The following is a 13078-nucleotide window of genomic DNA, read 5'->3' as shown; positions in this document are numbered from 1 at the left end:
CTCCGGGATGCATCATCATGGATGGAACCGCCGTTTTGTTCCATCCCTCGCAGGATGCCGGGATCTAGTCGGCTCGCTGCGCGCGCGGCGAGGTCAGGATCTGATAGAGGATGATCGCGCCGAAGGTCGCGGTGCCGATGCCGCCGATCGTGAATGCACCGAATTTGAGCGTGAGATCGCCGGCCCCTGCGATCAGCGCCACCGCGACGGTGATGAGGTTCGCGGGATTGGCGAAGTCGACCTTGTTCTCGACCCAGATTCGTCCGGCCATCGCCGCGATCAATCCGAACAACACGATCGAAAGTCCTCCGATGACGGGACCCGGGATGGACAAGATGAGCGCGCCGAATTTCGGCGAGAAGCCGAGCAGGATCGACACCAAGGCTGCGAACGCAAACAGCAGGGTCGAATAGACCTTGGTCGCCGCCATCACGCCGATGTTCTCGGCATAGGTGGTGACGCCGGTACCACCGCCGCACGCCGCCACGATGGTAGCCAAGCTGTCGGCGAACAGGGCGCGGCCGAGATAGGCATCGAGGCTCCGGCCCGTCATGGCGCCCACGGCCTTGATGTGCCCGAGGTTCTCGGCAACGAGAATGACCGCAACTGGCGCGATGAGAAAGATGGCATCGGCATGGAAGCTAGGCGCCGTGAAGTTCGGCAGCCCGAGCCAGGGCGCGGCCGACAATTGCGTGAAGTCGATCGGCTTGCCGAAGCCGAGGCCGTTCGCGAACAGCAGGTACAAGACATAGCCGCCGACCGCTCCGAGGATGATCGGCAGGCGGCGCCACAGGCCTGGCGCCGCAACAGCCACCACGCCGATGATCAGGACGGTGGCGAGGCCGATCCAGGTGTCGAATGCATTGGCGCTCACGGCCTTGACCGCCACCGGCGCGAGATTGAGGCCGATCGCAGCGACGACGGCGCCGGTGACGGCCGGCGGCAGCAGCCGCTCGATCCAGCCGACGCCGGACCAGATCACGACCAGCGAAATCAGGCCATACAGCACTCCGGCACCGACGATGCCGCCGAGCGCAACCGACAGATTCGGATTCGGCCCCTGCCCGGCATAGCCGGTGGCGGCGATGACGACGGCGATGAAGGCGAAGCTCGAGCCGAGATAGCTCGGCACGCGCCCGGCGACGATGACGAAGAAGATCAGCGTGCCGACGCCGGAGAACAGAACTGCAACGTTGGGGTCGAACCCCATCAACAGCGGCGCGATGATCGTCGCACCTGACATCGCGACGCAATGCTGAAGACTCGAGACGATGGTCTGGCCCCAGGACAGCCGCTCCTCCGGCATGACCACGCCCGAGGTCTTGAGCTTCCAACGTGGAAAATAGCTCTGCTCGTCCGAGCCTGTTGCGATCGTCATGTTTCCACCCAAGTTCGGCGCAACGACCGATGGTCGTGCCAACAGATAAAAATGTGATTGTCGCTTCTGCGGCGCCCATCACATGATGCAAATCATGCACGATCAATCCGTTCCCGAGCCTACATTATGACACAGATTGCGATCCCGTCAGCCTTCCAGCGCCGGCACCAGCCCTGGTACAAGATCCTCTACATCCAGGTGCTGATCGCGATCGCACTCGGCGTGCTCATCGGCTATGTCTATCCCGATCTCGGCAAGGCCTTGAAGCCGCTCGGCGACGGCTTCATCGCGCTGATCAAGATGATGATCGCGCCCGTGATCTTCTGCACCGTGGTGCACGGCATCTCCTCGATGGGCGATCTGAAGCGGGTCGGCCGGGTCGGGCTGAAATCGCTGATCTATTTCGAGACGGTCTCGACCGTGGCCCTTGCGATCGGCCTTCTGGTCGGCGAGATTCTCCAGCCCGGGCACGGCTTCAACATCAATCCGGCGACGATCGACCCCAAGTCGGTGGCGACCTACGTCACCAAGGCCCACGAAGAGGGCATCGTCGCCCACCTGATGGCGATCATTCCCGACAGCTATCTCGGGGCGATCGCGCGCGGCGACCTCTTGCAGGTGCTGCTGATCTCGATCCTGTCCGGCTTCGCCATCGCCTTCCTCGGCAAGGCCGGCGAGCCCATTGCGGACGCGATCGACAAGGCGGCGAAGATGTTCTTCGGCATCATCCGCATCATCGTGCGCGTCGCGCCGATCGGCGCCTTCGGCGCGATGGCGTTCACCGTCGGCGCCTACGGCCTCGGCTCGCTGCTCAATCTCGCCGCGCTGATCGGCACGTTCTATCTGACCAGCATCATGTTCGTGCTGATCGTGCTCGGTTCGATCGCCCGGCTCGCCGGCTTCTCGATCCTGCGCTTCATCGCCTATATCAAGGACGAGCTCTTGATCGTGCTCGGCACCTCCTCCTCCGAGACCGTGCTGCCGCAGATGATCCAGAAGATGGAGCATCTCGGCGCCTCACGCTCGGTGGTCGGCCTCGTGATCCCGACCGGCTACAGCTTCAACCTCGATGGGACCAACATCTACATGACGCTGGCGACGCTGTTCCTGGCGCAGGCGACCAACACCCATCTGACCATCTGGCAGGAGCTCGGCATCCTCGGCATCGCCATGATCACCTCCAAGGGCGCCTCGGGCGTAACCGGCGCCGGCTTCATCACGCTCGCCGCGACATTGTCGATCGTGCCTGATATCCCGATCCAGTCGATCGCGATCCTGGTCGGCATCGACAAGTTCATGAGTGAATGCCGCGCGCTCACCAACCTGATCGGCAATGGCGTTGCCTGCGTGGTCATCAGCATCTCCGAAGGCGAGCTCGACCGCGACGCGCTGCACGAGACCATGGCGCATCCGCTGGAGATCGGTGAGGCGCTGGAGCCGGGTGGAGGCGCGGCGTCCTAGGGCCGCGCAGTCGGTGGGCAGACGGCGCCTGGTTCCGACGCGGTAGTTTCCCGGAGTAGAAAATCGATGCGGCCCGCGTCACAACAATGGCGTTGGGATCACGGATTTATACTCATTTTTTCCGCCCGACGCGCTGGGGGCAGGGCGTCGGGCTTTTGAAAATCACAGCCAGATCCAGAGCGCCAGGCGGGATCAGACGATCCCGCCATCGATGCGCGGCAGATTGGCGGCAAGTTCGATCCGCTGCGTGATCCCGATCGACTGCAGGAACGCCTCGTCATGGCTGACGACCAGCAGTGCGCCGTCATAGGCCCGCAAGCCGGCCTCGACGGCTTCGATGGACTCGAAGTCGAGATGATTGGTCGGCTCGTCCAGAATCAGCAGCGACGGCGGCGGCTGCCCGCCCAGCACGCAAGCGAGGCCCGCGCGGAACATTTGCCCGCCACTCAGGCTCCCGGCGATTTGCAAGGCGGCATCGGCGCGAAACATGAACCGGGCCAGCGCGGCATGGCACTCGTTCGCACCGGCCTTCGGATTGAGACGCCGAAAATTGTCCAGGATGGAGCGCGCCGGGTCGAGCAGGCTGACCTTCTGGTCGAACAACGCGAAATCCGGCCTGACCCGCACGATGCCCGCAAGCGGACGCAGCTCGCCCACGATGAGCTTCAGCAGCGTCGTCTTGCCGGAGCCATTGGGCCCGACCAGCGCGACGCGCTCCGGCCCGACCACCGCAAATGAGAGGTCGCGCACGACAGGCTGCTCCGGCCAAAAGCCAGCGCTGACACCGTCAAGCCAAAGCACCTCCCTCCCCGCCGGCAGGTCGGTTGCGGGCAACTTGACCGAGAGCGGCTGGAGAACCTCGATGCGCCGGCGCGCCGTGTCGATGGCTTGAAGCGCTTCCGCGCGCTGCCGCTCGGCGATTTGCGCATTCTTGCCGCCGGTGTCCTCGCTGCGATCCTTGCGGGCGCCGGCCAGGATGCGCGGCATGTCGCCCTTGGCGCGCTTCTTTCTGCCGCCGCTGTCCTTGCGCGCTTTCTTCTCCGCGGCCTGCTGCGCCCTCCCGTCGATCTCGGACAGGCGGTTCTCGGCATGCGCGAGATCGTGCCTCACAGCCTCGAGCTCGATGGCCTTCTGCGTTCGAAAGCTGCTCCAATTGCCACCATATCGCGTCGCGCCGAGCGACGTCAGCTCGACGATCGCATCCATGGTGTCGAGCAGTGTCCGGTCGTGGCTGACGATAATCGCGCCGCCGCGCCAGGCAGCCAGCAGATCGGTGACGGCCTTGCGTCCGTCCTGGTCGAGATTGTTGGTGGGCTCGTCCAGCAGCAGGAAGTCAGGCGCGGCGAACACCAGCGCGGCGAGACGAACCCGCGTGATCTGGCCACCGGACAGGCACGACAACTCCGTATCGGGAGACGGATCGAACCCGAGGCGCGCCAGCGCGGCCTCAAGCCGCGTCTCGAGCGTCCAGTCGACCGCAGCAACCTCGTCGGCGGAGGCGTCGCCCCGCTCGGCACGGCGCAGCAACTCGAGCGCCGGCCGCACGCCGAACAGATCCGCAACGGTCGCGTCGGCAAGAACCTGCACGTCCTGGCGTAACAAGCCGATAGTGCCGTTGATCAGAACGCGTCCCGACTGAGGAATATGTTCGCCGAGCATCGACGCAAGCAGCGTCGTCTTGCCAACGCCGTTACGGCCGACGAGACCAGTTCGCTCGGCGCCGAATGTCAGATCGAGGTTTGAGAAGAGAGAGCGCCCGTCAGGCGTGGACAGCGACAGGTTCGACAGGATGATTGAAGCAGGCATGGAATTCCCCGTGAGCAAGGCGGATGGGCGTTGCGGTCGGGGTGAAATCCATGGCTGCGAAGATCCTGATTGAGGAACTCTCTAACTAGTCCCATCAAAGGGCGAGATCAAGGCGCGGCACGAGGAGACAACAGCGTGATGGGCGCTGTCGTCCTTCCTCGCCGCGCGCCATCAGCCCTTGAGCGCGGTCACCACCACCTCAATTAGCGCGCCACCGCCGAGATCGGCGACGCCGACGGTGGCGCGGGTCGGCAGGTTGTCGCCGAAGAATTCGGTCCAGGCCGCATCCATCTCCTTCTTCTTGGAGAGATCGGTGACGAAGATCGAGGCGCTGACCACGCGCGACTTGTCAGTTCCCGCTTCCTTCAGATAGCCGGCGATCTTGCCGAGGATGTTGCGGGTCTGGTCACCCATGGAAACCGAGGTGTCGTCGGCAATGGTGCCGCCGAGAAAGACGAAGCCATTGGCTTCGACAGCGCGATGCATGATGGGCGTGCGGATGTTGCGGGTGATGCTCATGATGTTCTCTTGTTCCTTTGTTTGAGCATGATCTTTTCGGAAAACCGATACACACTTTTCCGGATCATGCTAGAGCGTGGAAGGGTGGAAGCGGCCGATGCCGAGTTCGCTGACGCGGGTCTGGGTGCCGCCGTTGACGATCAACTCCGCCATCACGGCGCCGGCGCCGGGGCCGAGCTGAAAGCCGTGCAGCGAGAAGCCGAACTGGTGATAAAGCCCCTTGTGACGCGAGCTCGGCCCGAACACGGGGATGTCATCCTTCATCTTGGCCTCGATGCCGGCCCAGGCCCGGACGATGGTGGCGCTACGCATCACCGGAAACAGCTCGAACACGGTCTGCGCGCTGGTCGCAAGGCTCTTCCAGTCCAGCACCGTCTCGTTGCGGTCCTGGTAGGGCGTCGCCAGATGGCCGCCGCCAATCAGCACGGTGCCGTTCTTGAACTGCTTGAAGGAGAGCTTTCGTCCGCGCAGGATCACGACGGGATCGATGAAGTGCGGAACGCGCGAGGTGATCATCAGCATCGGCGCCACGGTCTCGACCGGCACCGGCTCGCCGAGATCAGCCGCGATCCTGCCCGCCCAGGCGCCGGCCGCATTGACCAGCACCGGCGCGGCAAAGCTCTCCGAACCCGCATCGACGTGCCAGAGACCGTCGTTGTGGCGGATGTTGCCGGCCGCTACGCCTTCGCGCACGGTCGCACCTAACTGCTCGGCCTTGCGGCGGAACGCCGTCGTCGTCTGGGCCGGATTGGCCGCGCCGTCGCGGCGGGAAACCAGGCCGCCGGGACAGGTCTCGGCCACCGCAGGAACCAGTCGGCGCAATTCGGTGGCGTCGATCAGTTCTTCGTGGGTAAAGCCCAGCGCATTGAGTTCGGCGACGCGCGCGCGGCAGAGGGCGAGTTCGTCCTCGTTCTCGGCCACCAGCACCTGTCCGTAGCTCTCGAAGCTGCAATCGTCGTCGAGGAGATCCGTGATCTTCTCCCAGATGCCCATCGAGCGGATCGAGAGCGGAATCTCCGGGATGTGCCGGGCGAGCTGACGGACACCACCGGCATTGACGCCCGAGGCGTGGCGGCCGGCATAGTCCTTTTCGATCAGCACCGGCTTCAGGCCCGCGAGACACAGATGCAGCGTTGTCGAGCATCCGTGGATGCCGCCGCCAATGACGATCGCATCCACGTTTGTGCTCATCCGCGCACCACGGCCTTGACGTCGGTCTCGCTCTTCGGAACGGCGGCGAGCTCGGCCAGCGTGATCGGCTTCACCGGCGCGCGCAGCCGGTAATAGCCGATCTCCTGCGGGGTCTTGCCGCGCGCCTGCGCCATCAGCTCGGTGACGGTGAGGCCGCAGAGCCGGCCCTGGCACGGGCCCATGCCAGTGCGGCGATAGGCCTTGAGCTGGTTCGGGCCGGTCGCGCCGATCGCGACGGAATCGAGAACGTCCTTCGCGGTCACCTCCTCGCAACGGCAGACGATGGTGTCGCCCGATGGAATCCGGAACTGCGGCGCGGGGCGGAACAGTGTGTCGAGAAACAGGCGGCCACGCTCGGCCTTGGCGAGATCGGCGCGGAGCGCTGCCATTGCGGGAAGCTTTGCAGCTTCCGCAGGCGACAGCGCTTCCACCGCCGCGCGCGCCGCAATGCGACCGCGAACCACGGCGGCATTCGCTCCGCCAATTCCTGCCCCATCGCCGGCGATCGCGATGCCGGCCACCGACGAATTGCCGCTCGCGTCCAGCACCGGCGACCAGCAGAGCTGCAGGTCATCCCAGCTATGCTCGATGCCGGCGGACATCGCCAGATTGACGTTGGGCACGACACCCTGATGCAGCAGCAACAGATCGGCGGGAATGGTCTCGCGCTTGCTGCCCGCGACATAGCTCACACTCGCAAGCTGGCCGTCACCGGCTGCAGAGAGTTCGGTCACGCCAGAGACGACCTGCACCTTCGCCTTCACCTCGCGCATCATCGACAGGCCCTTGGCGAAATAGGGCGAGGTCAGGAAGGCGAAAGCGTGCGGGAGCGCGGCGAAATAATTGCCGCGCTCGGTGGTGTCAAGGATGCGATCGATGCGGCCGCCAAGCCGCAGGATCTGCGCGGCGAGCAGCCAGAGCAGCGGCCCCTGCCCTGCGATCACCGTGCGTCCGTCGGGCACCAGGGCCGACGATTTCAGCATGGTCTGCGCCGCGCCCGCGGTCATCACGCCCGGCAGCGTCCAGCCGGGAATCGGGAACGGCCGTTCCAGCGCGCCGGTCGCGAGGATCACGCGCTTGGCCCTGACGAAAGCGGACGCGCCGCCGATCGAGACAGCGATATCGAGATTGCGGTCGAGGCTCCAGACCGTCGCACGCTGGATCACCTCCGCATTGCTCGCGCGCAGTGACTGCACGAGATCGGCCCCGACCCAATAATCGGCGCCGAGCTGATTGCGCTCTGTGACCGGCGTCGAGGAAATCGCGCGGAACACCTGGCCACCGGGGCCGATGTTTTCGTCGAGCAGCAGCGTCGAGAGGCCGGCCTCGGCGGATGTTGCGGCAGCAGCAAGGCCGGCAGGGCCGGCGCCGATCACCACAACGTCATAGGCTTCGCGCTTGGGAGCCACGCTCATTTTCCGATCTCCCGCTTGCCCTTCTGGATTTCGATCTGCATGCCCTCTGCGACCGGCACGAGGCACCCTTGCCGGTTGCCAACGCCGTCGATGGTGACGAGGCAGTCGAAGCAGACGCCCATCATGCAATAAGGTAGACGCCGCGCGCCGCTGACAGCGGTGGAACGCCGTGCGTCGCAGCCGGAGGCTAGTAGCGCGGCAGAAACGGTGTCGCCCTGGCGCGCCGCGACGGCGACGCCGTCGACGAAGATCTGCACCTGTGGCCGCTTGTCCTGTTCGGATCGCTTGAACATGGGGATGCCTCTTGGCTCCTTCTCAGAATCTCTAGTAGCCGCTGCTGTTCGCAGCACCGGCGCCGCCAAAACGGCTGGCCGAGAACGCGCCGACCAGCTCCGGCTCGAGCGCGCCCTGCGCCACCATGCGTGCGATCTCGAAGGCGTGGTTGGAGGCGAGCGTCACGCCGGAATGGCAGCAGGCGACGAAGGCGCCGGGATGCGTCTCCGACTGGTCGTAGATCGGAAAACCGTCCTGCGGCATGACGCGAATGCCGGACCAGCTCCTGACCACGTTGAGCCGCCCCAGATGCGGAAACATGCGTTGCGCGCGATCGGCCATGACACCGCTGATCGACGGCTTCAGCGTGCGGTCGTCCAGCTCGTCCTCCTTGCTGTCGCCGATCATCACCGTGCCCTCGTCGGTCTGGCGGATCGTGGTCAGCGGATGCGGCAGGAACGGCATGGTGCGCTCGGTCACGACGACCTGGCCGCGGGTCGGGCCCATCGGCGCAAAGAGGCCGACCATCGGCGCCAGCGTCTGGTTGGCGTTGCCGGCGGCGAGCACGATCTTGGCGGCACGCAGCTCGCCCTGCGGCGTCGTCAGGCGAAATTCGCCACCGCTCTTGCTGATCGCCGAGACCGGGCGCTCCGGAAAATAGTCGATGCCGAACGCAATGAAGCCGGTGTGAAACGCGCGGAACGTGCGCAGCGAATTGACGTGGCCGTCGAGCGGGCAATAGCTGCCGCCGGAGACCTCGGGGCCTATCAGCGGCAGCGCCTCCTTCACCTCGGACGACCGCAGCATCTCCATCTTGTAGTCGGCCGCGCCGACCTGGTTGTGCATGCGCTTGACCAGCTCGGTGCGCTGGCCGAATTCGTCCTCACCGAGCGTGAGATGAAAGCCGCCATTCTGCTGCAGGGCAACGTCGAGGCCGGTCTGCTGCTTCAGCTCGGAAGCAAGCCGGCTCCATGCCTGCGAGGCCTGCACGGTCCACACCGTATAGGCGGGCATGCCGAGCCCCTTGCTCTGCACCCACACCAGCGCGAAGTTCGCGCGCGAGGCGCGCTTGGTGATGTCGCCTTCGTCGAGCACGGCGACCTTCTTGCCGAGCCGGCCGAGGCCCCAGGCAATAGCGGAGCCGAGCAGTCCGCCGCCGACGACGGCGACGTCGTATTCTCCTGGCATGAGTTCTCCTATCGTCCCGTATCGCCCTTGCCGGCGAGCACACGGTCGAGCCCGTAGAAGCGGTCGAGCAGAATGAGGGCGGCCATGGTGATTGCGATCACGCAGGCGGAGACCGACGTCACAAGCGGATCGATGTTGTCCTGGATGTAGAGAAACATGCGGACCGGCAACGTCTCGGTCCCTGGCGCCGCAAGGAAGACGGTCATGGTGAGATCGTCGAAGGACTGGATGAAGGCGAGCGCCCAGCCGCTGATCACGCCGGGCAGGATCAGCGGCAAGGTCACGCGGCGGAACAGCGTCCAGCCGCCGGCGCCGAGCGAGACCGCCGCCATCTCGACCGTGCGGTCCATGCCGGTCGCCGCCGCCAGCGTCAGCCGCAGCGCGAACGGAAACACGATGATGACATGCGCGACGATCAGCGCCGCGAAGCTGCCGCCGAGACCGGCCGAAGTGAAGAAGCGCAGGAAGGCGATGCCGAGCACGACGTGCGGGATCATCAGCGGCGACAAGAACAGCGCCGCCAGCACATCACGACCACGGAAGCGATAGCGTGCGATCGCCAGCGCCGCCGGCACCGCGAACAGCAGCGCCACGAGGGAGGACAACGCGCCAAGGCCGAGGCTGACCCAGAAGGCGTGGATGAATTCGGGGTAGTTCGCAATGGTCCTGAACCAGCGCAGCGAGAAGCCGTTGGTCGGCAGCGACAGGTATCCTTCGGGCGTGAAGGCGACGAGGCAGACCACCAGGATCGGCGCCACCATGACAATGACGAAGACGGTGTGGAAGATCAGCGCGAGCGGGCCGTTCCGGCTCATCGGAACACCTCCGCATAGCGCCGCTCGATCAGTGCGTTGCTGCCGACGACGATCAGCACCAGCGCGACCAGCAGCAGCGTTGCGACCGCAGCGCCCAGCGGCCAATTCAGGGTGTTGAGGAACTCGTCATAGGCAAGCGTCGCGGCGACCTTGAGCCGGCGGCCGCCAATGATCGCCGGCGTCGCGAAGGCGCTGGCCGAGAGCGAGAACACGATGATGGCGCCCGACAGCACGCCCGGCATGATCTGGGGCATGATGATGCGGCGGATGATGGTCGCAGGGCCCGCGCCGAGCGACATCGCAGCATTCTCGATCTGCGGATCGAGCCGCTGGAGGGCGGCCCATACCGACAGCACCATGAACGGCATCATCACATGCGCGAGCGCGATCACCACGCCTGTTTCGGTGAACATGAAGGGAATGGGGGAGCCGATCAGCCCGAGCGACATCAGGAGCTTGTTGACCAGCCCGTTGTTGCCGCCAAACAGCAGGGCCCAGCCCAGCGTGCGCGCCACCACGGAGATGAGAAGCGGCCCCAGAATGACCAGCAGGAAAAAGCTCTTCCAGCGGCCGCTCATGCGGTTGAGGATATAGGCTTCGGGCGCGCCGAGCAGTGCGGTGAGCAGCGTGGTCAGGATCGCGATGCGGAAGGTCCGCCAGAACATCTCGGCGTAATAGGGATCGGTCGCGATCTCGTGCCAGTTCTTGAGAATGAAGACCGGCTCGATGCCCTTGTACTGGCCCCAATCGTGGAACGACAGCATCACCGTCATCGCCAGCGGAATCAGCAGCACGCCGACGAACAGCATCAAGGCGGGCGCGGTCAGCACCCACGGCGCGCGCAGGCTGCGCTCCTCGGCCGCCATGCTCATGCGTCGGCCCTCGCGCGCACGCTCATGTCCTCGGCCCGCCAGGTGAGGCGAACCGCGTCGCCCTCGGCCGGCTGCGCTTTGCCGTCGTTCTGGCGGATCACGATCGCCGGGCCGCATTCACTGTCGCATTGGAACAGCCAGTGATTGCCCTGGAAGATGCGCGTGATGATTTTTGCGCCGAGCCCCGTATCGCCAAAGCCGATTCTTTCGGGCCGAACGCTCACGGTGACGGGACCGCCCAGCCCGGCCGGCGCCGGTGCGCGCCAGGAGCCGGCCACCAACTGCGTTGGCGCCACGGTCCGGTCGATCGTTCCGGCAAAGTCGTTGGTCTTGCCGAGGAATTGCGAGACGAAGGCCGAGGCCGGCTTCTCATAGGTTTGCTGCGGCGTGCCGATCTGCTCGATCTTGCCCTGGCTCATCACCACGATGCGGTCGGACAGCGACATCGCCTCGTTCTGGTCGTGCGTGACCAGGATCGTGGTGGTGCCGACGGTGCGCTGGATCTGACGCAGCTCGATCTGCATCTCCTCGCGCAGCTTGGCGTCGAGGTTGGACAAGGGCTCGTCGAGCAGCAGCACGCTGGGCTTGATCACCAGCGCACGCGCCAGCGCCACGCGCTGCTGCTGGCCGCCGGACATGCGACGGGGGTGACGGTCCTCGTATCCGGCGAGGCCCACCATCGCGAGCGCGGCACGGACGCGCTCGGCTCGCTCATTGCGCGGTACGCCACGCATCTCCAGCCCAAAAGCGACGTTCTCCGCCGCGGTCATGTGCGGAAACAGCGCGTAGCTCTGGAACACGATGCCGAGGCCGCGCTTGGCCGGATGGATCGCGGTCAGGTCCTTGCCCTCGAGGCGGATCGCGCCGCGCGTCGGATCGAGGAAGCCCGCGATCATCTGCAGCGTCGTGGTCTTGCCGCAGCCGGACGGGCCGAGGAAGGAGATGAACTCCCCCTTTCCCACCGACAGGCTGAAGTCGTCGACCACGGTCTGCGTGCCGAACTGCTTTGCGACCCGATCGAGCTCGAGATAGGCCATGACGCTGTCTCCGCGGCGACCGATCAGCGCTCGACCTCGCGATTCCAGCGCTTGGTCCACTCCTCGCGCTTCTCGTTGATGACGGTCCAGTCCGGATTGTAGAGCTTGGCCGCGCGCTCGCCGATCGGCGCCATCTTGCCGAGCTCCGGCGGGATCACCAGCGATTTCAGCACCGGGCCGTAGCCGTAATCCTTCAGCATCACGAGCTGGGTTTTCGGATCGAGCAGCATCTTGACGAAGCTCGCGGCCAGCGGCGAGGCGTTCGGCTTGTTGATCGGGCACGCCGTGGTCAGCAGCGTCGCTGCGCCTTCCTTGGGATAGACGAAGTCGACAGGGAAGCCGGTATTGGCGAAGCTCTGCACGCGGCCAGTGCCCCACACCGCGATCACGGCCTGGCCGGACTGGAACAGCTCGGTCATCTTGCCCGGCGACGGCTCATAGGCCAGCACGTTCGGATTGATCTGCTCCTTGAAGATCTTGAAGCCGGACTCGACGTTGGTCTCGCCGCCGCCGTTCATCTTCGACAGCATCACCAGTGCTTCGAGACCGTAGGTATTGTTGATCGGCGGAATCACGAGCTGTTTCGCGTATTTCGTGTCCTTCAGGTCGTTCCACGAGGTCGGCGGCGCCCAGCCTTTCTCCTTGAACACCTTGGTGTTGTACATCAGCCCGGTGGCGACGATGCCGATCGCGACGGCGCGATCGTCCTTGAAGCGCGCAGTGTCGTAGAGATCGGCGGGCAAGCCGTCGAGCTTGCCGCAGAAGCCGAGCTGGATGGCCTGGTACATCGGGCCGTCGTCGACGATGGCGACGTCGATCTGCTGGTTGCCTTTCTGCGCCTGGAGCTTGGCCAGAGTGTCGGTGGAGTTGCCGGCGACGTATTCGACCTTGACGCCGTTCTCCTTCTCGAAGGCCGGGATCACCTCGTCGCGGATGGTCTTCTCGAACGAGCCGCCATAGCCGGCGACATAGAGCGTTTTCTGCTGGGCCGAGGCGACCGAGGGGGCGGCAATGAGCGCTGCGATGCTGACCGCGGTCAGAAGGCGAAAAGTCTTCATGTGGACCGATCTCCAATACCGGAATGAGGCGACGTGCCGACGAGTCTCGCTGGCTGAAGCGCGTT

At 65.1% G+C, this 13078-nt stretch carries 12 protein-coding genes; 1 reads left to right on the top strand and 11 read right to left on the bottom strand.

Annotated features, from left to right (window positions below):
* Positions 1–64 precede the first annotated feature (64 nt).
* Positions 65–1378: a solute carrier family 23 protein gene (locus P0R31_RS21810; RefSeq protein ID WP_275516197.1), complete on the bottom strand. Its 1314-nt coding sequence runs from the start codon at positions 1376–1378 to the stop codon at positions 65–67.
* Positions 1379–1504: 126 nt separating this feature from the next.
* On the opposite strand from P0R31_RS21810, the gene P0R31_RS21805 reads away from it, so the two are divergent.
* A complete protein-coding gene (locus P0R31_RS21805; protein ID WP_275516196.1) occupies positions 1505–2839 on the top strand; it encodes a dicarboxylate/amino acid:cation symporter in 1335 nt (444 codons plus the stop codon).
* A gap of 192 nt (positions 2840–3031) precedes the next feature.
* Here the strand turns inward: P0R31_RS21805 and P0R31_RS21800 are convergent, their stop codons facing one another.
* The 10 genes from P0R31_RS21800 to P0R31_RS21755 form a co-directional block, all read right to left on the bottom strand.
* Positions 3032–4645, bottom strand: a complete 1614-nt coding sequence (locus P0R31_RS21800; RefSeq protein ID WP_275516195.1) for an ABC-F family ATP-binding cassette domain-containing protein — start codon at positions 4643–4645, stop codon at positions 3032–3034.
* Positions 4646–4816: 171 nt separating this feature from the next.
* Positions 4817–5164 (bottom strand): RidA family protein, encoded by a 348-nt coding sequence (locus P0R31_RS21795; protein ID WP_275516194.1) that lies wholly within the window; start codon positions 5162–5164, stop codon positions 4817–4819.
* 69 nt (positions 5165–5233) lie between these two features.
* Positions 5234–6355: an NAD(P)/FAD-dependent oxidoreductase gene (locus tag P0R31_RS21790; RefSeq protein ID WP_275516192.1), complete on the bottom strand. Its 1122-nt coding sequence runs from the start codon at positions 6353–6355 to the stop codon at positions 5234–5236.
* On the bottom strand, positions 6352–7770 hold the full coding sequence (locus tag P0R31_RS21785) for an FAD-dependent oxidoreductase (RefSeq protein WP_275516190.1): 1419 nt from the start codon (positions 7768–7770) through the stop codon (positions 6352–6354). Before P0R31_RS21785 ends, P0R31_RS21790 begins: the two co-directional genes overlap by 4 nt.
* Positions 7767–8063: a (2Fe-2S)-binding protein gene (locus tag P0R31_RS21780; RefSeq protein WP_275510568.1), complete on the bottom strand. Its 297-nt coding sequence runs from the start codon at positions 8061–8063 to the stop codon at positions 7767–7769. Before P0R31_RS21780 ends, P0R31_RS21785 begins: the two co-directional genes overlap by 4 nt.
* A 31-nt stretch (positions 8064–8094) precedes the next feature.
* Positions 8095–9231, bottom strand: a complete 1137-nt coding sequence (locus P0R31_RS21775; RefSeq protein WP_275516188.1) for an NAD(P)/FAD-dependent oxidoreductase — start codon at positions 9229–9231, stop codon at positions 8095–8097.
* A gap of 8 nt (positions 9232–9239) precedes the next feature.
* Positions 9240–10046, bottom strand: coding sequence for an ABC transporter permease (locus P0R31_RS21770; RefSeq protein WP_275510571.1), 807 nt, complete (start codon positions 10044–10046; stop codon positions 9240–9242).
* The gene (locus P0R31_RS21765; RefSeq protein ID WP_275510572.1) at positions 10043–10918 is read right to left on the bottom strand and encodes an ABC transporter permease; all 876 of its coding nucleotides are present in this window, start codon (positions 10916–10918) and stop codon (positions 10043–10045) included. Before P0R31_RS21765 ends, P0R31_RS21770 begins: the two co-directional genes overlap by 4 nt.
* Entirely contained in the window at positions 10915–11955 is a 1041-nt protein-coding gene (locus P0R31_RS21760) for an ABC transporter ATP-binding protein (protein ID WP_275516186.1), read from the bottom strand. Before P0R31_RS21760 ends, P0R31_RS21765 begins: the two co-directional genes overlap by 4 nt.
* 23 nt (positions 11956–11978) lie before the next feature.
* Positions 11979–13013 carry an ABC transporter substrate-binding protein gene (locus P0R31_RS21755; RefSeq protein WP_036041398.1) on the bottom strand — a complete coding sequence of 345 codons (1035 nt, stop codon included), beginning with the start codon at positions 13011–13013 and terminating at the stop codon, positions 11979–11981.
* Between the last annotated feature and the right edge of the window lie 65 nt (positions 13014–13078).

Source organism: Bradyrhizobium yuanmingense (assembly GCF_029167105.1).
In the GTDB taxonomy this organism is placed as follows: domain Bacteria; phylum Pseudomonadota; class Alphaproteobacteria; order Rhizobiales; family Xanthobacteraceae; genus Bradyrhizobium; species Bradyrhizobium yuanmingense_A.
This window is presented reverse-complemented; position numbering and strand designations above follow the sequence as displayed.

Bases quoted from the DNA above. Each gene is read 5' to 3' on its own strand.
- P0R31_RS21760 (WP_275516186.1), bottom strand. From the start codon at position 11,955: ATGGCCTATCTCGAGCTCGATCGGGTCGCAAAGCAGTTCGGCACGCAG.
- P0R31_RS21775 (WP_275516188.1), bottom strand. From the start codon at position 9,231: ATGCCAGGAGAATACGACGTCGCCGTCGTCGGCGGCGGACTGCTCGGC.
- P0R31_RS21765 (WP_275510572.1), bottom strand. From the start codon at position 10,918: ATGAGCATGGCGGCCGAGGAGCGCAGCCTGCGCGCGCCGTGGGTGCTG.
- P0R31_RS21770 (WP_275510571.1), bottom strand. From the start codon at position 10,046: ATGAGCCGGAACGGCCCGCTCGCGCTGATCTTCCACACCGTCTTCGTC.
- P0R31_RS21795 (WP_275516194.1), bottom strand. From the start codon at position 5,164: ATGAGCATCACCCGCAACATCCGCACGCCCATCATGCATCGCGCTGTC.
- P0R31_RS21810 (WP_275516197.1), bottom strand. From the start codon at position 1,378: ATGACGATCGCAACAGGCTCGGACGAGCAGAGCTATTTTCCACGTTGG.
- P0R31_RS21785 (WP_275516190.1), bottom strand. From the start codon at position 7,770: ATGAGCGTGGCTCCCAAGCGCGAAGCCTATGACGTTGTGGTGATCGGC.
- P0R31_RS21790 (WP_275516192.1), bottom strand. From the start codon at position 6,355: ATGAGCACAAACGTGGATGCGATCGTCATTGGCGGCGGCATCCACGGA.
- P0R31_RS21805 (WP_275516196.1), top strand. From the start codon at position 1,505: ATGACACAGATTGCGATCCCGTCAGCCTTCCAGCGCCGGCACCAGCCC.
- P0R31_RS21755 (WP_036041398.1), bottom strand. From the start codon at position 13,013: ATGAAGACTTTTCGCCTTCTGACCGCGGTCAGCATCGCAGCGCTCATT.
- P0R31_RS21800 (WP_275516195.1), bottom strand. From the start codon at position 4,645: ATGCCTGCTTCAATCATCCTGTCGAACCTGTCGCTGTCCACGCCTGAC.
- P0R31_RS21780 (WP_275510568.1), bottom strand. From the start codon at position 8,063: ATGTTCAAGCGATCCGAACAGGACAAGCGGCCACAGGTGCAGATCTTC.